Origin of the sequence: Heyndrickxia sp. FSL W8-0496, assembly GCF_038007825.1 — a bacterium.
Lineage (GTDB): Bacteria > Bacillota > Bacilli > Bacillales > Bacillaceae_C > Heyndrickxia > Heyndrickxia oleronia.
In genome coordinates, this window is sequence record NZ_JBBOXX010000001.1 from 3542347 (window position 1) to 3566085 (window position 23739).

Annotated in this window: 20 protein-coding genes; 5 read left to right on the forward strand and 15 right to left on the reverse strand. The window is 35.2% G+C overall.

What is annotated here, in order from left to right; all coding sequences use genetic code 11:
• Window positions 1-15: 15 nt before the first annotated feature.
• The 4 genes from addA to fabG form a co-directional block, all read right to left on the reverse strand.
• On the reverse strand, window positions 16-3786 hold the full coding sequence (addA, locus tag NST63_RS17820) for a helicase-exonuclease AddAB subunit AddA (protein WP_341043152.1): 3771 nt from the start codon (window positions 3784-3786) through the stop codon (window positions 16-18).
• The gene (gene addB / locus NST63_RS17825; protein WP_341043153.1) at window positions 3764-7270 is read right to left on the reverse strand and encodes a helicase-exonuclease AddAB subunit AddB; all 3507 of its coding nucleotides are present in this window, start codon (window positions 7268-7270) and stop codon (window positions 3764-3766) included. The genes addA and addB overlap by 23 nt, the downstream gene beginning before the upstream one ends.
• Window positions 7271-7412: 142 nt before the next feature.
• Window positions 7413-8201 carry a TIGR00266 family protein gene (locus NST63_RS17830; protein ID WP_278892727.1) on the reverse strand — a complete coding sequence of 263 codons (789 nt, stop codon included), beginning with the start codon at window positions 8199-8201 and terminating at the stop codon, window positions 7413-7415.
• 275 nt (window positions 8202-8476) lie between these two features.
• Window positions 8477-9217, reverse strand: a complete 741-nt coding sequence (gene fabG / locus NST63_RS17835; RefSeq protein WP_212942454.1) for a 3-oxoacyl-ACP reductase FabG — start codon at window positions 9215-9217, stop codon at window positions 8477-8479.
• Window positions 9218-9575: 358 nt separating this feature from the next.
• On the opposite strand from fabG, the gene NST63_RS17840 reads away from it, so the two are divergent.
• A protein-coding gene (locus tag NST63_RS17840; RefSeq protein WP_341043155.1) for an IS3 family transposase occupies window positions 9576-10924 on the forward strand; the annotation gives its coding sequence in 2 pieces (ribosomal slippage) (window positions 9576-10020 and window positions 10020-10924; 1350 coding nt in all).
• A 67-nt stretch (window positions 10925-10991) separates the two neighbouring features.
• On the opposite strand, the gene NST63_RS17845 is transcribed toward NST63_RS17840, so the two are convergent.
• Both NST63_RS17845 and NST63_RS17850 read right to left on the reverse strand, forming a co-directional pair.
• The gene (locus NST63_RS17845; RefSeq protein WP_058004770.1) at window positions 10992-11609 is read right to left on the reverse strand and encodes a TVP38/TMEM64 family protein; all 618 of its coding nucleotides are present in this window, start codon (window positions 11607-11609) and stop codon (window positions 10992-10994) included.
• A gap of 269 nt (window positions 11610-11878) precedes the next feature.
• Complete coding sequence (locus NST63_RS17850) at window positions 11879-13867, reverse strand: S9 family peptidase (protein WP_212942455.1); 1989 nt, start codon at window positions 13865-13867, stop codon at window positions 11879-11881.
• A 236-nt stretch (window positions 13868-14103) separates the two neighbouring features.
• Between NST63_RS17850 and NST63_RS17855 the strand changes: the two genes are divergently transcribed.
• The gene (locus tag NST63_RS17855) at window positions 14104-14466 is read left to right on the forward strand and encodes a hypothetical protein (protein ID WP_341043156.1); all 363 of its coding nucleotides are present in this window, start codon (window positions 14104-14106) and stop codon (window positions 14464-14466) included.
• Between the two features lie 56 nt (window positions 14467-14522).
• Here the strand turns inward: NST63_RS17855 and NST63_RS27805 are convergent, their stop codons facing one another.
• Genes NST63_RS27805 through NST63_RS17875 form a run of 5 tightly spaced genes read right to left on the reverse strand, consistent with a single transcriptional unit; the run spans window position 14523 to window position 17368 of the window.
• On the reverse strand, window positions 14523-14933 hold the full coding sequence (locus tag NST63_RS27805; protein ID WP_445663897.1) for a competence protein ComK: 411 nt from the start codon (window positions 14931-14933) through the stop codon (window positions 14523-14525).
• Window positions 14934-14937: 4 nt separating this feature from the next.
• Window positions 14938-15093: a hypothetical protein gene (locus NST63_RS17860; protein ID WP_341043157.1), complete on the reverse strand. Its 156-nt coding sequence runs from the start codon at window positions 15091-15093 to the stop codon at window positions 14938-14940.
• On the reverse strand, window positions 15090-15572 hold the full coding sequence (locus NST63_RS17865) for a hypothetical protein (protein ID WP_341043158.1): 483 nt from the start codon (window positions 15570-15572) through the stop codon (window positions 15090-15092). Before NST63_RS17865 ends, NST63_RS17860 begins: the two co-directional genes overlap by 4 nt.
• Window positions 15573-15585: 13 nt before the next feature.
• Window positions 15586-16161 (reverse strand): replication-relaxation family protein, encoded by a 576-nt coding sequence (locus NST63_RS17870; protein WP_341043160.1) that lies wholly within the window; start codon window positions 16159-16161, stop codon window positions 15586-15588.
• Complete coding sequence (locus NST63_RS17875) at window positions 16097-17368, reverse strand: FtsK/SpoIIIE domain-containing protein (RefSeq protein WP_341043161.1); 1272 nt, start codon at window positions 17366-17368, stop codon at window positions 16097-16099. Before NST63_RS17875 ends, NST63_RS17870 begins: the two co-directional genes overlap by 65 nt.
• A 213-nt stretch (window positions 17369-17581) precedes the next feature.
• On the opposite strand from NST63_RS17875, the gene NST63_RS17880 reads away from it, so the two are divergent.
• From NST63_RS17880 to NST63_RS17890, 3 genes are read left to right on the forward strand one after another with little or no spacing between them, the layout of a single operon-like run.
• Window positions 17582-17827 carry a helix-turn-helix transcriptional regulator gene (locus NST63_RS17880; protein WP_341043162.1) on the forward strand — a complete coding sequence of 82 codons (246 nt, stop codon included), beginning with the start codon at window positions 17582-17584 and terminating at the stop codon, window positions 17825-17827.
• On the forward strand, window positions 17811-17960 hold the full coding sequence (locus tag NST63_RS17885) for a hypothetical protein (RefSeq protein ID WP_341043163.1): 150 nt from the start codon (window positions 17811-17813) through the stop codon (window positions 17958-17960). The genes NST63_RS17880 and NST63_RS17885 overlap by 17 nt, the downstream gene beginning before the upstream one ends.
• Before the next feature lie 23 nt (window positions 17961-17983).
• Entirely contained in the window at window positions 17984-18298 is a 315-nt protein-coding gene (locus NST63_RS17890) for a hypothetical protein (RefSeq protein WP_341043164.1), read from the forward strand.
• A 35-nt stretch (window positions 18299-18333) separates the two neighbouring features.
• On the opposite strand, the gene NST63_RS17895 is transcribed toward NST63_RS17890, so the two are convergent.
• The 4 genes from NST63_RS17895 to NST63_RS17910 form a co-directional block, all read right to left on the reverse strand.
• Window positions 18334-19062, reverse strand: coding sequence for a peptidoglycan recognition protein family protein (locus NST63_RS17895; RefSeq protein ID WP_341043165.1), 729 nt, complete (start codon window positions 19060-19062; stop codon window positions 18334-18336).
• Window positions 19055-19450, reverse strand: a complete 396-nt coding sequence (locus tag NST63_RS17900) for a phage holin family protein (RefSeq protein WP_341043166.1) — start codon at window positions 19448-19450, stop codon at window positions 19055-19057. The genes NST63_RS17895 and NST63_RS17900 overlap by 8 nt, the downstream gene beginning before the upstream one ends.
• Before the next feature lie 33 nt (window positions 19451-19483).
• On the reverse strand, window positions 19484-19768 hold the full coding sequence (locus tag NST63_RS17905) for a hypothetical protein (RefSeq protein WP_341043167.1): 285 nt from the start codon (window positions 19766-19768) through the stop codon (window positions 19484-19486).
• An 82-nt stretch (window positions 19769-19850) separates the two neighbouring features.
• Window positions 19851-23735 (reverse strand): hypothetical protein, encoded by a 3885-nt coding sequence (locus tag NST63_RS17910; protein WP_341043169.1) that lies wholly within the window; start codon window positions 23733-23735, stop codon window positions 19851-19853.
• Window positions 23736-23739: the final 4 nt, after the last annotated feature.

A 23739-nucleotide genomic window follows, 5' to 3' on the forward strand; every position in this document is an offset into this window, starting at 1 on the left:
AGTTTACTCCTGTTCCTACATTTTTAATAGATGACCACCATCAAAGAAATATAGATATTTACCTAATACATCTTTTTGTATGATTTGTGCAATAGCTTGTTCATATAAGTCAATTTGAGTTCGATATCTTTTTTCTAATATCGACTTTGCCTCTTCAAATCCTCCTTTATAGCGATCATATATTCCATCTGTTTTATAGTCTAGAAGGATGATACCCTCATCGACTTCGATCATACAGTCAATAATCCCTTGGATTAAAATCATGTCGCTATCTAATCGTTCATTTCCGTACAATTCCTTTGCAGAGACGGCCATACTAAATGGGACTTCTCTTTGAACTCTTTTTGCTGTTAACATCTTTTGTCCAATATCTGTTGAAAAAAGCGATAGAATTTGTGCCGAATCAATGACTGCAATTTGTTCCGAAGTCAATAATTCCTTTGCTTCTAAATGTACAAGCAGTTGTTCAATGGTTTCTATCGTTGGGGCTTGTTCCAATGATAGATGCTGCATCACCAAATGCATCGCAGTACCTCGTTCTGCAGGTGAAATTGACTTTTGTCTCATAAACCGTGGTCGATTAAAAATTGGCTTCATACTACTATTATGAATAAGATCAATACTAGCAGCCTCATCACGCATTTCATACACACGTTTCAGCTCGGAAACAGATTGTTTTGAGCGCTTGATTGTTGAAGCTTGATACGGATATTGATACATAAGGCGTTGAAATATGTCTATTTTGTGTTCAGATTGTATCGCTATCGGTTTTCCCGCCTTCACCTTGTCCATCCAATCATCAGTCATTTCAATGGTTTGATCGGCATGCTCTATGAGACTATTTTTTTCGACTAGCTCGATTTTCCAATGAGAGGGGTGATCAGTAATCTCTTCGATCAATACCGGCTTTACTTTTAGTTCATCAGGTATGATTGAATCACAATGTTTATGCCGAATGAGTGCTGGCCCAATCCAATCTAAATAGGAAGTAGCTTTAGCTCGCATGCTATCTTTTAATAGCCAGTCTTGATGCTCTAAAGATTTACTCCATTTTTTTATTGTTTTCTCTGTATTTTTTACCGAACCTACTAAAATTAGCTTTTCCTTCGCCCGTGTTAAGGCGACATATAAAACACGCATTTCCTCAGAAATAGTTTCTAGCTTTTTCTTGCGTTTTAAGGCTAATTGCGGCAAAGATGGATAAGTGATTCTTTTTTCTGGATTTACATATTTTGTAGCAAAACCAAATTCCTTATCAAATAGATAAGAGTGATGAATATCCATCATATTGAACTTTTTTGATAATCCAGCAATGAATACAACCGGGAATTCTAAACCTTTACTCGAATGGATTGTCATAAGCTTTACAACATCTTCTTGTTCACTAAGTGCCCTGGCAGTACCTAAGTCATCTCCTCGATCCTGCATTTTTTCAATGAATCGTAAAAAACGGAATAATCCCCGAAAGGAAGTTGCTTCGTATTGTCGTGCCCGATCATAAAATGCACGTAGATTTGCTTGACGCTGTTTCCCTCCAGGTAATCCTCCGACAAAATCATAAAAATGTGTATCACGATATACTTGCCAAATTAATTCTGATAGGGAACCAGTTCGCGCCATACTTCTCCACTCATTTAATTTTTCTATAAAACGGCTAAGTTTTTCGTGGAGTTCACCATTTTCAATTGTTGGTGTGGACAATATAAAATTTTTCACTGCTTCATAAAATGTTCCGCTCTTCGATTCAATTCGAATCATTGATAACTCCTCTTCATCTAATCCCAAAATAGGTGACCTCAATACAGAGGCTATTGGAATATCTTGATGCGGATTATCAATAATTTTTAATAAAGAAAGCATTATGGCAATCTCTGTTGCATCGAAATAACCGGTAGAAAGATTTGCATAAATAGGTATTCCTTCATGCTTAAATTGTTCCATTATTTCAGGTGCCCAAGGCATGGACCGCAATAAAATGACAATATCACTATATTGGATCGGACGATACGCTCCTGTTTTCGGATTAAAGATTGGTACTTTCTCCTTAATTAATCGCTTTATCCTTCTTGCCATATACCGAGCTTCTAATTGTGATTGTTCTAAATCCGCTTTATCGAACTCATCATGCTCCTGATCCATTTCAGTTTCGTCACTTTCATCACTAGCGTCTTCCTGATTAATCATAACGAACTCAATAGGATAGTTCTCCTCTTCAGGATAAGCAGCACCTTTTACTAGTTCTGCTTGCTTATCATACTCAATCTCACCAACATTTGTACCCATGATTTGTTTAAAGATATAATTTGTTCCTGCTAGCACTTCAAATCTACTACGGAAATTTTGTGATAAATCAATACGTAATCCAGTTCCGTCGCCGTCTGAACGAAATCGATGATATTTATTTAAGAAAAGATTTGGTTCTGCCAAACGAAAACGATAGATCGATTGCTTTACATCACCAACCATAAACAGATTCCCATCATACTCCCCATCTGCTGTTACAAGTTTTAAAATGGTCTCTTGAACCATATTTGTATCCTGATATTCATCCACAAGGACCTCTTTAAATTGTCTACGATAATTGTTAGCAGCAACAGACGGTTGTATTTCTCCACTTACTGAAGAGTCATCAGCAAGGATTGCTAAACAAAAATGCTCTAGATCAGAAAAATCCACTATTCCTTTTTCCATTTTCATCTGATTAAATCGTATGGAAAATGTTTTAGTCAATTCTATTAATGTTACAATCGTATCCTTCATTTCACCTATATCTTTTAGAAATGATTCTGGTTTTCTTTGAAAAAGCTCATCTTTCAGTTTTTCTAAAGTTGTCTTAGCTGACTTCCTTAAATCATCTGCATTTTTAACAAGATCTTTATCAAATTCATCTCCCCGACAGCTTTTCGCACGAGTAAATGCCCAAGCATTCATCTCCTGATATAGATCCTGCCAGGAACCTTCACTTGCTTGCAGTAATCGATCAACGATTGCTATATCATCTAAATAATTCTCTGCTCTAGGAGCCGGTCCACCAGGTACTTTGCTAAGATTTAGTGCCTCCTCTAACATTTCCTTTGCACCTTGTAATGTTAGTTTAATATCAAAAAGCAGCACATCTATAAATGGAAGGTCGTCTATCGTAGTTGACTCATCTACCCTGTACAAATCAATAATTTCATCTAACCAGCTGTTCGGATTAGGATGAGATCTAGAAAATTCATATAGCTTTTGAATTAAGTCCTGTAAGCCTGCATCACTTCGATCATTGGTAAATGTATCGACCAATCTAAAAAATGAATCATTATTCTCCTTGCCGTATTCATCCTCAAATAACTCATCTAGCACTTCATCCCTTAAAAGGTCTGCCTCTGTTGAATCAGCCAAGCGAAAACTAGGGTCAATATCAATTAAATAATAATATTTTCTTATGACCTCTAAACAAAAAGAATGCAAAGTTGAGATAGAAGCTTTATTTAAAAGGGTTAATTGCCGTCTTAATCGAGTCGAATGTGGCTGTTCACTAATCGCTTTCTCTAGTGCAGCACCAATTCTATGCCTCATTTCAGCAGCAGAAGCATTCGTAAAAGTAACAACTAATATTTCATCCACATCAATCGGATTTTCCATCGCAACTATTTTTTTTATGATTCTTTCTACTAAAACGGCCGTCTTTCCAGAACCTGCTGCCGCAGCGACTAAAATATCTTGATCCTTTGCCATAATTGCTTTCCATTGATCATCAGTCCAAGTTGCTTCTTGAGGCTTAGATGGTATGGCTGTTTTCATTCGTGATAACCTCCTCTCTCATTCTTGCTAAGACATCTTCTTTGTTTCTAGAATTTAATACTCGATAATCATTACTTTCCAGTGATTGATCAAACTGACAAACTGATTTAAAAGCACAGTACTCACAAGGCGTTCGCTTTTTGAATTTATACGGCGCAATATCTACCATGCCTGATGAAATGTCATTTCCCGATTTCTTATAAAGCCTTCTTACATACTGACTCATAAGTTTAAAATCTTCTTCACTAGCTACCTGTGAACGTGAAGATAATGTACCGTCTTTTTTAATTTCCGCTGATACAATTTTTGATTTTCCACTTTCTAATGTCTGATCCATTAGTTTAATTACATTCGCGTCGTCTACAAGTAGACCTTTCATTTTAAAACTTTTAAAGATTTCTTCATCTATTTCATCCAGTGTTAAAATTCGATTACTTTTAACAATAGGATTGTGTAAATGAAAATATAAAACGCCTGCGGGCACGCCCTTTGTACCAATTAAGTTCTGTGAATGGGTCACTACTATATCCAAATAAGTTAACATTTGTAGTGCCAAACCATAATATACTTCTGTTAAATCTAATTCCCTCGCACTAGATTTATAGTCAATCACACGTAAATACACTCCATGATTGTCCTGTGCTTTATCTACACGATCAATCCTACCTTGCAGCTCCATTTTAGTGCCGTTTTTCAGTGTAAAGGTTAATGGTGGTAAGAATGCTTTCGGTCCGAAGCCTAATTCGAGCCCTATAGGTGCAAAGCCACTAACTTTTGCATGTTCACTTAATATTTGAGACGCCCTTCCTATAACTTGCTCTAGCTTTCTTTTAATATAGTGATGACGATTAGAACTTAATAATATTTGATGTTGCAGCATTGGAGCTAAAAAGGCGACTGCCTCTTTCGCTAAATGACCACATTGTTCCTGAGTTAGGTTTGCCCAAGATATTCCTTTTTTCTGAAGTTCTTCTGCAATCCATTTTAGTGCACCATGGAATAAGTCACCAATATTTGGCGCTTCAAGCTTAAATATTTCTCGTTCCTGGAGCTTTAAACCATGAGTGGCAAAATGGGAGAAAGGACATGCATGGAATAACTCCATTCTAGAAACACTTGCTAATATTGTGTCTCCATATAAATCTTGACTAATTTCGTCTGATAATTGCTTTGCCTGATTTTGATAAAAAAGGCTTGAAATAACATGCAATGCACGCTGCTTCTCAAACGGATTTTCGATATAGTAATGATAAACATCCCACCAAAAATCAGCCATTGGATACTTTCTCATTTTTAATTGGAGCTGGTTCGTTAAATACCCAATTGCACGATTCGGATGTGAAATATAATCCAGTTGTTCTTCATCCATTAGCTCAGATGGATCATTCACAGTCAGCTTCTCTACTAGATTAGGAAACATCTCTTTTATTCTTTTAATATATGGAGAAGCTAACAGTGCTTTCCCTTCTTCGTTTGCAATTGGATAGGATAGATATAGTTTCTCAGATGGAGTAGTCAATGCCTTATAAGCAATAAATTCTTCATCTAATAATTTCATTCTGCTGCTTGGTGCTATCTTTATCCCGCTATCCAGCAGCTTCTCGCGATCAGAGTCTGCTAATACACCCTCTTCATTAATTTTCGCAGGAAGAATTCCATCATTTAAACCAATGACAAATACTGCTTTAACATCTGACAATCGCGATAATTCAAGATTAGCAATAATGACTTGATCTATTGCTGGTGGAACGATGGAGAATTTCATTGCTTCAATACCAGCATCTAATATTGTCGCAAATTTTTTTAATGATAGTTTCTCCTCACCTAGAATTTCAACAAATTGATCGAGTAATTCCATGACAGCATTCCATGCCTGATCATGTTCTCTTGCAGAAACTAGATCCCCTCGGTCTTCCGCTTTATTTCTCAGATTCTCAAGCTTTGCTGGAATGTCTAATTCTTCTAAAAATAAAAAAAGACTTTCACAGTATTCAAATCCTACTTCCGCTTTATTCAATCGACGAGCCAAACGGTTTATTGGTCCAGTAATCATAGACCGAAGCTCATTAATGTCAGACTCTATTTCTTTTTCTTTATCTGTTTGAGGAACAGACATATTTTCTAATCCACGAAATCTTCGATAGCCCCAACGTTCTTTGCTCGTCCATTTAGAGCCTTGTATCCCATAAGCTAAGACATAATTTTCTAGCTGATCCATTCTTTCTCGTAATCTTCCATTTTCCATTTGTAAAGGAAAGAGTAGTTCCGTTTTCACTGCACGAAATACAGGTTCATATCGCCAATAATTATTAATAATTTCAAAGGTTGAACGTATAAACTCAATTAATGGGTGATGAAGCATTGATCGCTTTTGATCAATATAGTACGGAATCTCGTAATCAAAGAAACATGTTTCTACTATTTCTTGATAGTCATTTCCATTTCTCACCAGAATTGCAATATCTGCATAACGATATCCGTGATCCATTATAAGTGTACGAATCTCACGGGCAACCGCTTCAACCTCTGCTCTTCTGTTCCCTGCTTGATTTAATTCAATTTGTGGTAAACCACGATAGGCATGGACAGGGATTTGATCGAAATGCTCTTCTAATGAATCTAAACTGTCATGTGCAAATCGAATGGAATTACTTAATTGGAATGTTTCCTCAATGTTGATTCCATTTTCTTTAGCCATTGTAAATAATATATTATAGGTCTCACCCGGCATCCGAAATAAGTGAAGGTCATCGGGTGGAGCTTCTTTAAAAGGCTGATCCAATGTTAGAGCAATCGAAACTCGCTTACAGGTTTTCATCAATTGCTGAATGACCATATATTCTTGTGGGGTAAAACTATGAAACCCATCAATATATATTTCCGCTGCTTGTAGATAAGAAGAAGCTTGAATAGATGTAGCAAGTAATTTCAAATAGTCTTCCGAATCTATATATTTATTTACTAATTGTTCCTCAAAATCCCGATAAATCAATGTTAAATCATGAAGCTTATCCGATAGTACTTTCTCATCGTTGCGATTCTCTAATTCTTTTAGTTTCAGTTCAATCTCATCAGGCTGAATACAATAACGTTTAAATTCCGTAATCATTTTTTCGACGTGGTGGACGAATCCAGTTTTATCTGCAGCTTGTCCAAATAATTTAAATTCATCCTTTTTATCTTCAATAATTTTTCGAATGAGCATATTTAAGCCTTCAGTTGTAATATGTAAACGACTGATGCCGCCCGTCTCTTGTAATATTCTCCAGGCAAGGCGGGTAAAACTGAATACTTGTGCACGTATCATTCCAGCTAGCCCTGGGGTCTTGATAAAGCTATATTCAGATAAAAAAGTCATTTGATCTGGTACTAAGTAAATAATGGGTGTGCCATTTGGGTCTTGCTTTAATTTTGTGCGTATTTCATCCGTTATCAACTTTGTTTTTCCTGAACCTGAACGACCAATGACAAAACGAACAGACATAATTTCATCTCCTCCCTACCTTCATATACTTCTATTATAATATAATTTCTACATTACTACGGATGAAAAAATTTGGTTAACGATTAAATTGAAAAAGGTCAATGATATAAACCATTGACCTTCATCTTACACTACTATAACCTCAATCCCCATCAAAAAGATTGAATAAACCTTTTGCAATACTTCCTTCATCTTTTGAACCGCCCGCTGCAGGCATTGCAGCAAATACTCTACTAGCAAGTCGACTAAATGGCAGTGATTGTACCCATACGGAACCTGGCCCCCTCAATGTTGCAAAAAACAACCCTTCTCCTCCAAATAATGCTGTTTTTACCCCTTTAACAAACTCGATACTATAATCGACTTCTTGAGTCATTGCTACTAAGCATCCCGTATCCACACGAAGTGTCTCCCCAGGTGCTAAATCTTTTCTATGTATCGTTCCTCCTGCGTGAACAAACGCTAATCCATCACCTTCAAGTTTTTGCATAATAAATCCTTCTCCACCAAAGAAGCCAGTTCCAATTTTACGTTGGAATTCGATCCCTACTGAAACACCCTTTGCTGCTGCTAAAAATGCATCCTTTTGACAGATGATTTTTCCTCCTAATTCACTTAAATCCATTGGGATAATTTTGCCTGGATAGGGTGAAGCAAAGGACACATGTTTTTTCTCCATTCCTTCATTAGTAAAGGTTGTCATAAATAGACTTTCACCAGTCAACATTCTTTTTCCAGCACTAAAAAGCTTACCCATAAATCCACTACCACCAGAAGAGCCGTCCCCAAAGATAGTTTCCATATGAATATTATCTTCCATCATCATTAAACTTCCTGCTTCAGCAACTACAGTTTCTTGAGGATCTAGCTCTACTTCTACAAACTGCATATCATCGCCATAAATTTTGTAATCAATTTCATGATTATTCATCGTTTTTCCTCCATTAAATAGGGTGCAAATCTATATATGTATTTTATAAAAAGAAAAGACTTTCAGCTATATAAAAAATAATCTATTAATACTATTTTAGGCGATTACTTACCCTCTTTGTTTGTATTTTCATCAAACACTTCTTTTATTAGTCTTCTTTTCTCAGTCAGTAGGGCTTTTACAAAAGCAACAGAACTATACAAAACATCCTTTTATTGAATTTAAACTAAAAATGGGACCGTGGAATTGGTCCCATTCAGTCATCCTTTTGTTTTTTACATCATAATCCCGCCATCTACATGGAGGACTATACCATTTACGTAGTCCGATTCATTCGAGGCTAAAAATAAATAAGCATTGGCGATGTCTTCGGGTTTTCCTAATCTTTGCATTGGAATAGAAGCTTTCATTGCTTCAACTACTTTCTCAGGTACTGTAGCCACCATATTCGTTTCTGTAAAGCCGGGTGCCACAGCATTTACATTAATTCCTTTTCTTCCTAATTCCTTTGCCCATGTTTTAGTCATTCCAATAATAGCTGCCTTTGCTGCTGCATAATTGGTTTGCCCAACATTCCCATAGACACCGCTAACAGAGGATGTACTCACTATTTTTCCCTGCCCCTGATCAATCATGAACGGCGCTACAGCTTGTGTACAGTTAAAGACTCCTGTTAAATTTACATCAAGAACTTGTTGAAAATCTTCTTGCTTCATTTTTGTTAGCATCGCATCTCTAGTAATCCCTGCATTATTAATAAGAATATCGACTGTCCCAAATGTACTTACTACTTGTTCTACCATCATCCCCACACTATCTTTATTAGATACATCAACCTGAACAAATATAACATTATAGCCTTCTTCATTTAACTCTGTCTGCCTCATAACACCTTCTGCTTCATTGAAATCTGCAATTACTACCTTTGCTCCTTCTTCGGCAAAACGTTTAGCTGCCGCAAATCCAATTCCATTGGCTGCCCCAGTTATAATTGCTACTTTATCTTTTAATCTCATGTAAAGTCCCCCTTTATCCAAAAAAATTTCAACCCGTAAATCATGAATTTAGACTGTTTTCTTATAGCTTGTTGCTTTTGTAAAAGCCCAACTACCGGCTTTTATACCCACTAAAAGATTCAGCAATTCTTATGAAGTTTTTTCTTAGTGAAATGAATAGAAATTTGTTAAAGTCTTACTTAAATAGAAACAATGTTTAAGAAAAGAGCTTGAATGTTTACAAATATTTGTATTCGACAAACCTAGTGTTTTTTCCTATGTCCTCCATCATTTACTCCAATTAAAATAAAAAGGACTCCCTAAGTGAACTGCCCCCCAATTGTTAGACACAACTAACAATTGGAGGTGCAGTTTTTTTATGACGAAATATTCACTGGAAATTAAATTAAATGCTATTCAAGACTACCTTAAAGGTGTGGAATCTTTCAAAGATACAGCAAAACGCCATAATGTCAGTACAACGATGTTAAAAAAATGGGTAGCGAAGTATCGACAACATGGATTGGAAGCTTTTCGGGAAACATATACAAATTATTCGGTTGAGTTTAAAATGGACGTAATTCATTATATAAATGAAATGGGAGCGTCCATTAATGAAACCACCACAGTCTTTAACATTCCTGACTCTGGCACTGTGTGGAATTGGAAACGTTTATTTGAAACACAAGGGATAGACGCTCTACAACCGAAAAAGAAGGGGCGTCCATCCATGAAAAAGGAATCAAAGAAAACTCAACCAGTAGAAGGATCACCAGAAGCACTACTCGCTGAAATTGAACGTTTACGTATGGAGAACGCCTATTTAAAAAAGTTGAATGCCTTAGTTCAAGAAAAGGAAAGATTACAGTACAAGACAAAGCGAAAGTAATTTATGAACTAAGGCAGGAATTTAAAGTGAAAGATTTAGTAAAAGTGGCTGAAATTCCTCGCAGTACGTATTATTACTGGGTAAACCAAATGAATAAACCAGATAAATATAAAGAAGTGAAAGAAGTGATCCAACAGATTTTTGATGAACACCAAGGTCGATATGGCTATCGTCGTATCACCTTAGAATTGCGTAATCGTGGTATAAAACTAAACCATAAAACGGTGCACCGCTTAATGAATGAGATGGGGTTAAAATGTCTTGTCCGCATGAAAAAGTATCGTTCATACCGTGGAAAAGTAGGAAAAATCTCCCCAAATATTTTAGAACGTGATTTTCAAGCAACAAAGCCAAATGAGAAGTGGGTAACCGATGTAACGGAATTTCATTTACATGGGGAAAAGCTATATTTGTCACCAGTCCTTGACCTTTATAACGGAGAAATTATTGCATATAATGTTGAAAAACGCCCAGTTTACGCACTTGTTTCAAAGATGTTGGACAAGGCTTTTAAGAGATTAGAAGATTGCGATACCCCTATTCTTCACTCTGATCAGGGCTGGCATTATCAGATGAAGAAGTATCAACATGCATTAAAAGAACATAGAATTACACAAAGCATGTCTCGTAAAGGGAATTGTTTAGATAACGCGGTGATAGAGAATTTTTTCGGCTTATTAAAGAGTGAACTGCTTTATCTTGAAGAATTTAACAGTATGGCGCATTTCAAAGAAGAATTAGAGAAGTATATTCACTATTACAATCACAAACGAATTAAGGCAAAATTAAAAGGCATGAGTCCGATTCAATACCGTACTCATGCCAAGGAAGCTGCTTAAAATTCGTGTCTAACTTTTTGGGTTCAGATCAAAGGAGCCCTTCAATAAATATGCTATGTATAGTTACTTACCCTCTTTGTTCTTTTTTTTCCATTTTTTTCGCTAGTCTTGCCTCGATTCGTTTTCCAATAAACCAAAGGACTAAAATTATTAGAAAGACACCTACTGTTTTTAAAGGGTTCTTGATGAGAGAGACCAAATCATATCCAACGAAACTGACGATAAAGATCATTACCATTTTTCCGGCAACAACCGCTAGGATATATTGAAAAATATTAATTTTTGATAGACCCGCAACAATATTCACAACCGCTGAAGGTGTAAATGGAAAACATAAGAGTAAAAATATAGGACTAAATCCATGAGCCTCAAGCCAATGGGTAATTTTTTTCACTTGACGATTTTTACGTAGAAAAGAGAGTATACGCGTATTACCAAATCTACGGATAACTAAAAAAACTAAAATAGCACCGCCACTAGCACCCGCCCAGGAAATTAAAAAACCATACCATAGTCCAAAAGCATTAGCATTTGCCAATACGATGATTACTAATGGTAGAAACGGTAAAAAGGCTTCTAATATAAGTAATAAAATCCCCGGTAAAGGTCCAAAGGAACGATATTGATCGATTAAATTCATCATATTTTCAATGGTAAACCATTCTTTAAAAGCGTGAATATCCATCTTGTTTCCCCTATCCTAAAAAGCCCACTAAATAGAAATTTCCTTTAGTATAGCATAAAATAAGATAGGTTTATAATTCTATAGCTAGTTAATTCATCATATGAATACTATTTAGATTCTCTTAAAAGATAAATCATATATTTTTTTCCTTTGCAAAATATCCTACTTTTCTCCCGCACTGCTCTGTAAAGAAGTATTTAGTATAAAGTCTTCCTATTTTACATGCATAAGAAAAAAAACCACATTTTGTGGTTTTTTTTGGAGATGATTTATACGTATTGTAAAAACCAATCCTTAATATAGTCTAAACGTTTCATACGCAAGTTCGGCTTTCCACTTCGGGATAATTCATGATTTGATTCAGGGAAGCGAATAAACTTCGTTTGTTTTTGTTGACGCTTTAACGCTATAAATAACTGTTCTGCTTGTTCAATTGGGCAACGATAATCTTTTTCACTATGGAGAATTAATAATGGTGTTTCGATATTTTTTGCATATGCAAGTGGTGAATGCTTCCATAGTTTTTCAATATCACTTAAATCAGCAAGAATTTGCCACTCAGAGAAATAATAACCGATGTCACTAACACCGTAAAAGCTAATCCAATTCGAGATCGAGCGCTGGGTGACAGCTGCTTTAAAACGATTTGTCTGCCCTACAATCCAGTTTGTCATAAAGCCTCCATAGCTTCCACCAGTCACTCCTAATCTCTCTTTATCAATAAAATCATATTGATCAAGAACATAATCGACCGCATTCATTAAATCTTTATAATCGTTTCCGCCATAATCTCCCCGTACAGCATCAACAAATTTTTGTCCATATCCATGACTTCCGCGAGGATTTACATAGAGAACAGCAAATCCTTGAGCTGCTAGGATCTGAAATTCATTAAAATACGTATTGGCATACATAGTATGTGGTCCACCATGAATTTCTAAAATCAATGGATACTTTTTACCTTCTTCAAAACCAACTGGTTTCATTAGCCATCCATGCACTTTCCAGCCTTCTTCACTTTCAAATTCCACTGTTTCTACATTAGACAGTTCCCTAGTTTCCAAAAACTCCTTATTCACAAACGTTATTTGTTTCTTTTCAGCATTCTGTAAATTTACAGTATGCAATTCACCGGGTTCTACTGGTGAACTGATTGCAACTACTGCAGTATGATCCTTTGGATTTAAAGAGAAACCGTACACATGCTGTGGTTCATGTAATGCTGGATATACTTCACCTAGTACATTTCCATAGTAAATAATGGTGCTGCCGTGATCAGAAACAATAAAGTAAAAGCTTTTATTATCCTCCGCCCACTGTACTCCTGGTATATTTGCTCCTTGTTGAAAATCACCGACAACATAGTCACCAACAGGTGCATCGATCCCGTCTGTTAAACAAATAAGTTCCTTCTGCTCTAGGTCATATAACCATACCTTACTATGTGTTGCATTTTTAAATTCTTGCTCACTTCCAAGAAATGTTAAATAGCGACTATTCGGAGACCATGAAGTCTGCCAAAATCCTCCTGTTCCTTTTGTGACAAGAATGGACTCTTTTGTTTCAACATTTAATAAATAAACATCTGATTTGAATGATGTATCACGATCCTCAGATAAATCAGCAATATACGTAATATACTTTCCGTCTGGGGACCATGTTTCCAGTGAATAATGATGGTCACCTGTTGTTAATTGTTCCATCTCACCCGTCTTTAAATCAATCACTCCAATTTGGGAATGCTGAGTGAGATCTAAAAAGCCGCTGGCATCGGATTTATACTTCATTTTTTCAACTTCAAGAGGCTTCAGTTCTTTTTCCTTTTCCTGCTCCCCTTCTTTCCGATCGTGAATCGATTCATCTTTACCAATTACTACTGAAAAGGCTAATTTCTTACCACACGGAGACCAAACTGGATTTCGAGCACCGTTTTTACAAAAGGTCACTTGTTTTGCCTCACCACCAAATTTAGAAAGAATATAAATTTGTGGGCTCCCTTCACGATTTGAAACAAAAGCAAGCTCATTACCATCTGGTGACCACTTAGGTGAATTGGTTCTGTGATTACCATAGGTCCACTGTTTTGGATCCTTGTCATCTATATTCATAAAATATAAATTGGAAACATAATCATTTTTTTCCTTATCGATATGAGTTTGTACATAAACAACCTCTCTACCATTTGGAGAAAGTTGTGGATCAACAACTGATTTTAATTCATATAAGTCCTCTGTTTGGATACCAACTTTTTTAGCCACTTTAATCACCTTCCATTTTAACTTTGCCTTTTAAGCAAATAAGATTATTTACTTTATTTATTTCGACACCCAAAACAATATACCTGCAATTTTTTTATTTTTTTCTCATCTTGTATATGTCGATAGATAAAACAATTGGAGAAACTAATCGAAAGAATTAACTTGAAATGATTTTCTATTGCAGGTAAAATATTTTACGAACATACGTTCCTTTGAATGCGAAAAGAGGGATAGAAATGACAAAGATACCTGAAAAAGACCATCATATTATTGAGCAGGCAATCTATTTGCCGATGTTACTCACAATCTTAAACCGTGATTTAAAAATTATTGAAAACAGTCCATTTAAACTAAAGAAACCGTATCTTGAATGGATAGAGGAAACAATGAAATCTATCCAAAAAGAACTATCAAGCATCAAACGTTATATGAAGCAACATCAAATAAAAGTGGAGAAGTTAAAATCAGATGACACCTTTACTATGTATCTGTTTTTATACAAAGGTTATGAGGAGCATCATAATTATTTTAATCCGAGGTTACGTAACCGCTCTGAAGAATTATTGAGGTATTATTTATTTCAAAAAGGGACCAATTGAAGCGAGGCTGGTATCTTATGTTTTTGACCAGCCTCACTTTTTACCATTATCATTGGTTAATCTTCAATATATCGTTTAAAATCATATTCCCTTTTTCTTTCAGAAGCTTCCATGTGTAAATAAAATCCCGATTTCTTATACTTACTCTCTATATTCTCCATATTTTGATAAAAGCGCATCCGCAACTGTGCTGTCCGCTGTAATTGGTTGACAAAAGAACTTCTTGATATAGGGATTTCTATTGTTTGTTTATTTCGAAAGGTGACTAACGTGTTCCCGGAAGGTGATTTATCATGTTGGGATACATGATCATGTGAAATCCAGATACAATCGGGATTAATCGGTGATGTAGTTGGGAGTAAAAATATCGAAGTAAATGGGTCGACGATAATAGGTGATTTGTGTGTAACGCCAATTAAATACTGAGTACCTCTCTTACGTCCTTTATATGATATGGTACTACACAAAATTTTATATATCAGTTAATTCACTTTTGGATTGCTCCATGTACGATATATATAAACTCATTAGTATCACTGTCATTGTTCCAGCATTTACTTTGTGTTCAAATTGAAAATCCACTAAGATATCAATTAATTGGGCAGTAAGATAATCAGTATAATTCATACGGCCTTACCTACTGATTCTAAGACCTTTATAAATAGTGGTGATAATTGGATCAAAACATATCCTAATCCTGCATTTTGAATCATACTCCATGCTTTTTCTGAATTACCAAGTATAAAGAAGAAACACCCACCTACCATTACTACACTAGCAACTGGAAGAGATATGGCCACAAGAATATCTACTAATGGATCCAAAGCATGTGCAAGTGTTTTTAATGCACCTTCTCCAATATACTCACTAACTCCAGCTGGCACTGATTCAACTGTACTAACTGGAACACTTGGCGCAGCACGAACCAGTGTTGCTTTAATACCTGCTGCAGCTAACCCAACTGCACCTACCGTACCAGTTAATAACAAAGGAATAGTAATTGAGCTTGCTACACTAACTGTATTTTTGATTATTTTACTCCTTCTTTTCTTCTCTTTGACCTTATAGCCACCGTTCATAAAATCATTAAAAGCTATGCTTTTCACTTTGATTCCCTCCTTATCGAATATCATCTATGCTATAAACAACGCAAGGCATATCTTTGCATAACTCTACTAATTGTTTCCTGCGATTTTCTGTAGTGGTCAACCATATTACTGTTGGGAAATTATTTGCTCCATTATATAAGGATAAATAGCGTTTGATTTTAGCTCGATTTTCTTTCATTTGTTGTTTACTATCTACTTCCAAACAGTAGTTTTTTCCATTCTTAGAAAATAAGGCATCACATATCACCGAATTTTTATCATCCATTATTTTGATTTCATTTTTCCAATCCTTTGGAAAACCAGAATAGATATAAAAGTCATTCCTCATAATGACATGCTGCACAAAACTTGTTTTTCTCCTTACCTTTTGACTATTTACATATTCACGACCTTCTTTATTTAAATAATAAATCGTCGTATATTCCTCTCGAAAATGTGATAAATATTGAGAAAGGTCATTTAAGATCCTATTCGTATTTCGCTTTTTACCGAGTCTATGAATTTTAGATAACTGATCTCGATTAAGATAATCCAGTTTCTTCAAAGATAAGAGTATCGCTTCTTGTCTCTTGTTTAGCTGTTTCAATCTTATTGCCCCCTTTATCAATGATATAAGGTTCAATAAGCTCTTTAATTCGTTCATTTGAAAGATATGGTGTTTGTATAATGGTTTGTTTAACTTGCTTATATATACCTCTACCTGGAATCTCTGGGAGACTTTCAGCACCTGCTCCATCTAACACGGTATTAGATGCTGTAGCACTATCTAAGACAAAACATAATCGCGCTGGAATATTTCTCTTAATTTGCATCGGGATAGCTTGAGCAGAAGGGTACTGGGTCGCATAAATCACGTAATAACCTGCACCTCTCCCTTTTCTTACGATGTCCGTTAAAATTGTCATGCACTTGTTATCATCTGCTATGTCTGCAGCTTCGTCGATGACTAGGAAATGCCTTCTCTTAATACCTGCTTCTACGACATCCTCGAATCCATCATCAACGATCTTTTGATAATCTTCACTCATTGTTCTTTGAACATCTTTTAAAATATCTAAAGCATCATCATTATTTACTCCGAAATTCACTACTTGTTTAAGGTTTTTAAAACGTGCAAATGCTGGACCTCCTTTAAGGTCAATTAAAGAAAATGACACATCATTTGCTTTGGATAGTGTTAAGGATGTAATAATTCCTTTTATAATGACTGATTTACCGAATCCGGTTGCTCCTGCTACAATTAAATGTTTTCTTTCATCAAAATCATGATAAATTTTTTCTGTATAGTTCATGCCAATTAAAACTGACCATGATCCTTTCCTTAAAAAATCTTCTTTCCATAAAATCTTTTTAGGTAACGGTTCCTTATACACCCTTATCTTTAATATTCCATCATAGGATAGCTCTACTTCCTTCCTATGACTTAACTTTTTCGTATAGATACTCTTTATATTCGAAAGAATATCTCTGTCTAATTTAATGTTTTGTAGATCCTTTAAATCAATCTTTATTGTCCGATTGTTTATACCTGCTTCGATTGCTTCTTGCTTAGCTATATAATCGTCAAAACTCCTTCCTAAAGGTATTCTGTAGCGATATTCTGTTCCCCAGTCATAATCCCTTTTCCTAATCAATTGAGTGGTGTATGTTTGCTTACCATCCTTGATATTCAAACCAGTGACAGTAAATATCTTTTGAATTTTATCCGATTCATTCCCTACTCCACTTTTTGATAAATATGCTTTTATTCCTATCCCTCCCATTAACAAAGTTGTGAGTGCTTCAAAAATCATTTCTTCTCCCTCCTTCAACGCCACCTCATTAAATTACGAAGTAATTGTTCCTATCATCGAGTAGTTTATGAACCCTATAGAACCATCAGTAATAAAGCATCGGGTATATTCCCACCAACTGTTCTAATGGGGTATTTAATAGAGCATATGACATTCGCCCAAAATTTTGCCTGTACCATCCAATTAAATTTCTCGAAGGAGAAAATAAGATTTATGTGGAATAGCTTATTAGGTGATAATATGGAATTAAAAAGCTTAATCGGAGAATATATTGAAAAAAGTGGTTTAAAGAAGAAATTTATAGCTGATAAAATAGGAGTGAGTGTTAAACAGTTGAGGAATTATGAAACTGGCCATAGCTTTATCCCTATGAACAAAGCTTTTATTCTTGCTGATCTATTAGGGAAAAAAGTTGATGATTTATATGAATGGAGAAAGGAAAATGAGGATCAAGTTTGACTACCACTTTGGGTATAGGGATACCATTATTGAAAAGGTGATCTATAACGGAGAAAAAGATTTTGCTGAAGAATTGAAAAGGATTGAGAGTTTGCCGATTGATGAGTTATTAGACTATATTGAAGGAAAATGAAAAAATAATGAGGTATGATAATAATGATTTGGATTATTGGTGGGTTAATCTTCATGATATTCGGCTTATATATTATCCCTTTAAAAGAGGTTGAATATAAATCTAACGATTACATAATACCGAAATGGTTTTATATTTTAACATATACTTGGGTATTGGCTACGATGGCGTATATACCAAGTATTATATTCATTTTCCTTGATGGCTTAGAATATGGTGGTTACATTTCATCGACAGCCGATTATGTTGATAGTTACCCTGTATGGATATTAACTGTCGCAATATACATATTAATTTATAAAATATATACTTCAAGAATAAAAAAATTTAGTTCTTAATAAGTATGCCCCTCTCTTATGAGAAGGGCATTTTATTATTTAATTTGATACCAGGCATTAATGTTTTTTAAGAATTGTTCCATTTCTTTAGCCTTTTCATCACCTTTAGTAAATTGACCGATTTCAAAAGAAAGTGATCCACCATCAATGCGTTTAGGAATAAACCAATATCCTTTTTGAATAAGAAAGCTATGAATCTTTACAAGCGAATCACCTGAATATCCACCAGTATAGAAGGATATTTTATTATTCGCTTTAGCTACCTCTGTTTTAATATCCGATTTCACCAAATTAATAAAATCATTCCAACCAATTCCTTTGGATCCACTTCTAAGATTTCTAGGACAATTCTTTCCACTCCAGTGATTATGTTGTACTACATTTGTTATTGGAATATTCAACTGACTCATAAGACTTCTTGTTAGTTCAGCAGCATTTTCCACTGCCTTTTTATAATCACCATCACTATTAACGCATATTTCAATACCAATGGATGTTTTATTACCTGGTCCATTCCCATCTCCTGCATGCCATCCAGCTTCATTCAGAGGAAGAGATTGATACGAGATCTTATCATCTACTGTAAAATGCCAAGAAGCTTGTCTGCTGTTACCATTTGCTTGTAATCGTGAATGTGCTTCAGCATCAGCGCCTTTATTGGTGTTATCAGTTTCATGTATTGTTATCCATTTAGGGGTCATTCTTGTTCCTGGTCTTGTATCTTTAAAAGTGGTTGGAATGAATTTTTGAATGATTTTAACCATTGTTATCTTCCTTCCCTTTCAAGATATCGACTGCCTTAGTCAAAATGCTAGGAATAGGCAACCCCATGCGTCCGCTATTCTCTATGATGCTTAGTAATTCATTCGATAAAAAGAAAAAGATAACCGCATCCCTAAACATGTGGTTATCTCCTAACAATCCATCAATTAAATGGCCAATTGCGACTAAAAAGAAGATCATTATTTTCTTTGGTATTGATTTAAACCCAACTTGGCTGGATAGCTTTCCTTCTACTGCTGAAGCTAACATACCAGAAACATAATCAAGAACAACGAATACCAGAAGTATAGGCAACAACGGCGACCACCCCCATAAATAACCTACAACAGCGCCTAATACAGTAATTATTGATTTAAAAGTCTTGTCCAATGTTTTTCCCTCCATAAAAAAGAGGACTGATTATCAGCCCTCTTCATCTTCTTTAGGTTTGTTGTACCAAAACATTCTATATATTAAAAATCCACAAATGTATAAGATTAAAGCCCATATTGATAACCCATAATATTTAGGTGCATAATCTTTCACTAAACTAGGAGATAAATACAAAATGAAAAAAATAACTAAAAAGATAGTTGTTTTTAATCCATTTTCATATAAGCTTGTAAACAATGCATTGAAACCATCTTTTATTCCAATTAGTACAAGAATTGCAAATACAGCAAGAATAATCCAAACCCAGAATGACATATGGCACTACCTCCTAATGTCTACTTTTGGAATAATTATACTCTGTTTTGCAATTCTTTAATATACTTTTTTGATTTTTCTATTATTTCGACAACATAATTCCTAATAATTCCTCTACTTCTTTCTGCTTTTCTCTTGTGCTAAGGTCGGAGTCATCCATAATGTCGCGTATTTTCTTTTGAACAGATGAAGTATTAGATTTGTTCATTCTATTTAACATAAGTGCATCATAAAACACCTGTTGTTGTTTAGTTTTCTTTAATGCTTCAAATGTTTCTGTTTGCTTCTCGCTTAATGGGCGTCGATTTTTATTATAATATTCCTTTGCATCAGGAAGTGCATTAGGACCAAATAATGCAGCCTGAACATTCTTAACAGGGGTGTTTTTGATTGGAAACTTTAATTCAGCTTCACTTCCGGTAAAAGGAATAAGTGGATTATCTTTGTATACACCTTCGTCTTTTGTTGCTTCTACACCCTTAAACGATTTCCTGATTTGATTTGCTCCAAATGGCAGTACTCCATATAATGGGTCTTCCATAGGTTTAGACAAAGTTAAACCAGAACCAAAACGGTTAGGGTCCCTTTCTCCGAATAATTCTTTAAATCGGGTATTAGTAAAAGGGATTTTCTTTTCTGTATTCACCATATTAGTTAATAAGTTTCCACCCGGAATATTACCAACAATTTCTCCGTTTAGCGAAGCCAATGAATTAGTTATTTTATCCATCGTACTCCCTTCACCTTTTTGATATCCTTCTACAATTGCATCTACTGGGTCTAAAGATATACCACTACCCCTTACATAATCTACAGCTTTATTTAGACCATAAGAAGCGAATAAGAAAGTTACAATCCCTGCTGCATCTTTTGCTCCAACCATTTCTTTTAATACTCTCCATTGGTTTCCTACTTCCAAAGTAAAAGGAGCAAGGATTTGAACTGCTTTAGATTTTTGTAAAAGTGGTACTTCTCCTACACCTCGACCTGCTACAATTTTTCTGGTTTCATAATCTGCATATTTTATAGGATCAGCCACTTTTTCACTTAATCCTTTTCGATACATTGAATTCCATATAAAATTAGAACCTGCTTTATCAGCAGTTTCCATCATCCATGCTGCAAATTTTTTGGGTTGTTCTATTAACTTATGATCGAATTTTCTATACATCTGATCAGAAAAACGCTCTTTCAAAAATTGTGATTTATATATTGGTGCATTTTTTTCTCCTTTCATAATGCTTTTTGCTGTCTGACCTAATGTATCAACTAATCCTGGTATTGAATGCAATTTCGCCTTACCTATACCGAGTGGAACGTTACCTACTTGACCCAGAGCAGATCCAACATTACCAAGTACCATATTGGCTTTCACTTTACTATTAAAATTAGAAACTGCAGTCATAATCTTTCTTCCACTCTTCCCAAAGTTATCTGCAAATTCCTGAACACTTCGATCGTATGGATTAGTTTTCCCTGCTAAATCCCCTGCATAAAACTCTAATGCTCTTTTAGTTTTATTTAGGTTCATAGTATTAGCTGTAGCATCTGCAATCTCTTCAGCTGTATTTCTTAATACTGGGATAACAGGGTCAACATTTATAGAATGTGAAGCAGCCTTAATATATTTCAAGTAACCACCAAGAGCATCGCTTTTATATTTTCCTGTCCCTCGTTTTTGCATAAAAGATTGGTATTTTGATTTTGGTTTAGTGTTTTGGGATATTCCTTCTAAATGTGGATCAATGTTTGCAGGAGTATCGAATAAATTTCTAACACCTTCAAAACCTTCCAATTCTTTAAAATGATGATAATAGTCATTTCTTCTTGGTACTAGCTTTTCAGGATTATTTGGATATAATTGCGCTCTTGTGTTGTTCACTTGATCGATTAAGCTGTCATAACTCTTTCTAAAATATTCATCAGCAGCTACAATGTTTTTCCAATTCTTCGGAGATACCTTTTTCAATTGCTGTAAGTTTATTTCGCCTAGCTCTTCTGGAGAAAGGTCATTTGGATCAATTCCTTGTTTCCTTAAATATTTCTTAGCTAATGTTTTTTCACCATAATCTTGAACTAAGGCAGATTCCTTTGAACCTTTTTTAATTCCCAATCCTTTTACAACATTTTCATATAATTCATTGGTTAATTGTTCTTGCTGATCGATAAAGGATTTTTTAGCAGCATCAAGACTTGAGGTGATTCTTGTTTGTTGTTGTTTTGGTAATTTTTCTGCTAATCGATATAAGTCAGTAGAACCAACACTAAATATATCCTTTGCTTTTTGTAATTCTTTAATGTTGTCCTCAACTACATCATCTACCTGCTTTAATGCTTCATTACTTGTTGCAGCTACTTCTTTCTTAGTAGGATCAAGTAACTTCATCATCGGCTCTACTTGTTCAGATTTAGGATTAGTTTTCAATGGTGTAATAGCTTCTAATAAGTTTTTACTTTGTTTTGGCTCTGGTGTAATTGTATTTTTCGATACAGAAGGACGATTACCGAGTTTATCCCATACTTCCTTAGAATCTAGGACTTTATTTGGTTTATAATCCTTATAAGCTAGTTCTGCAAGTTCATCCAATTTTATAGGTTCATCGTACTTGGCAAACTGACTCCATAGATCATCTAAACCTTCTTTAGTCATTTGATTCATGTCGTAGTTCTTTTTCACATGGTCCGCAAAATCTTCATAACGCTTACGCCAGTATTCTGGAGTTGCTGTTTGTAAAATATCTTTTTTAGGCGCAGGTGCATCTACTCCGAAGTGTTTAGCGATTATATTATCATTAGGACTCTCAATAACAGGTTTAGCATTAGAAAAGTCTGGTAGCTTTCTTTCGGGGTTTAAGGCTTTCAATCGGTCTGGTAGGCTACCATATAAAGGCTTAGATGTTGGCAAATCATTCTTTGTTCCAGTTAAAAGAATATCACTAAATTTCTTTCCTAAATCCTTATCACTAGGAAGGAGATTCTTCATCGTTTTATTGGATGCTGCTTTTAAAACTTGACCTCCACCGTAAATCAACGGATCAGCTACCCCACCGATTGCTGTTTCAAGCATAACCTGTTTAAGTAAGCTCTTATCTTTGTAGTCATCGGGGTTTAACGTGCTTTTTAAGGCTGTATCTCCTACACCGAATATCAAACCACCACCAGCACCTTTAATACCTCTATTTGCTACTGTTTTGGCTACTTTCTTAGCTGCTGATTCTCCGCCTTTGACTGATAGTAAAGAAGCGATCTGACTACCTGCTTTGGTGCCTTTACCTAACTGCATGCCTTTTATTGCTAACTTTTCAGCAGCAACACCAGGAGCAATATAACTACCGATACCTAACCCTTTTCCAACGATATCTGCGCCTTTTTCGAGCTTAGTTTCAGCCTTACGATTCACTGTATTTAAACGTTGCTGAAGTTCATCCCCACTTTTTGTGCCTTTTTTCTTATCAGCAATCTTTTGATAGACTTCATCTTGTTTTTTGACAAACTCCTTACCGAAAATAAGCTTATTCGCTTCGTGAGAAGCACGACCAAGGGTTTGATCTAAGAATCCATTAAAGCCACTACGAGGTTTCTCTTTTTCCTCTTTCTTCTGTTTACTATCATTTTTGATTCGTTCTCCGGCTTTTTTAGTACGGATTTGTAATGTGTTTAGAATGCTATCGGTCTGATTGTTCTTACGCTGTAAGCCTTTGTCCATTGCATCTAAATAATTACGGAACTGATCTAATTCTTCGCCTTTGATACCCAGTTCTTTCGTAGCATTGGCGAATTTATCATTGTAACTACGGCCATACTTTTTAACAGAAAGGTCTTTTAATAAATCTCTTTCCCACTGTGAACGTTGATTTTTAGGTTTCTCAACAGGTTGAAAAGTGGTTGCAGGAAGACCCTTTTTCTTGCGGTCTTCCTCACTTTCTTTCCATGCGTCATATCCTCTTTTGGGACCAAATGTATACATCTAT

Excerpts from the sequence above, each read along its gene's own strand:
- addA (WP_341043152.1), bottom strand. The coding sequence starts at position 3,786 with ATGAAAACAGCCATACCATCTAAGCCTCAAGAAGCAACTTGGACTGAT.
- addB (WP_341043153.1), bottom strand. The coding sequence starts at position 7,270 with ATGTCTGTTCGTTTTGTCATTGGTCGTTCAGGTTCAGGAAAAACAAAG.
- NST63_RS17830 (WP_278892727.1), bottom strand. The coding sequence starts at position 8,201 with ATGAATAATCATGAAATTGATTACAAAATTTATGGCGATGATATGCAG.
- fabG (WP_212942454.1), bottom strand. The coding sequence starts at position 9,217 with ATGAGATTAAAAGATAAAGTAGCAATTATAACTGGGGCAGCCAATGGA.
- NST63_RS17845 (WP_058004770.1), bottom strand. The coding sequence starts at position 11,609 with ATGGATATTCACGCTTTTAAAGAATGGTTTACCATTGAAAATATGATG.
- NST63_RS17855 (WP_341043156.1), top strand. The coding sequence starts at position 14,104 with ATGACAAAGATACCTGAAAAAGACCATCATATTATTGAGCAGGCAATC.
- NST63_RS17860 (WP_341043157.1), bottom strand. The coding sequence starts at position 15,093 with ATGAATTATACTGATTATCTTACTGCCCAATTAATTGATATCTTAGTG.
- NST63_RS17875 (WP_341043161.1), bottom strand. The coding sequence starts at position 17,368 with ATGATTTTTGAAGCACTCACAACTTTGTTAATGGGAGGGATAGGAATA.
- NST63_RS17880 (WP_341043162.1), top strand. The coding sequence starts at position 17,582 with ATGTGGAATAGCTTATTAGGTGATAATATGGAATTAAAAAGCTTAATC.
- NST63_RS17885 (WP_341043163.1), top strand. The coding sequence starts at position 17,811 with ATGAGGATCAAGTTTGACTACCACTTTGGGTATAGGGATACCATTATT.
- NST63_RS17890 (WP_341043164.1), top strand. The coding sequence starts at position 17,984 with ATGATTTGGATTATTGGTGGGTTAATCTTCATGATATTCGGCTTATAT.
- NST63_RS17895 (WP_341043165.1), bottom strand. The coding sequence starts at position 19,062 with ATGGTTAAAATCATTCAAAAATTCATTCCAACCACTTTTAAAGATACA.
- NST63_RS17905 (WP_341043167.1), bottom strand. The coding sequence starts at position 19,768 with ATGTCATTCTGGGTTTGGATTATTCTTGCTGTATTTGCAATTCTTGTA.
- NST63_RS17910 (WP_341043169.1), bottom strand. The coding sequence starts at position 23,735 with ATGTATACATTTGGTCCCAAAAGAGGATATGACGCATGGAAAGAAAGT.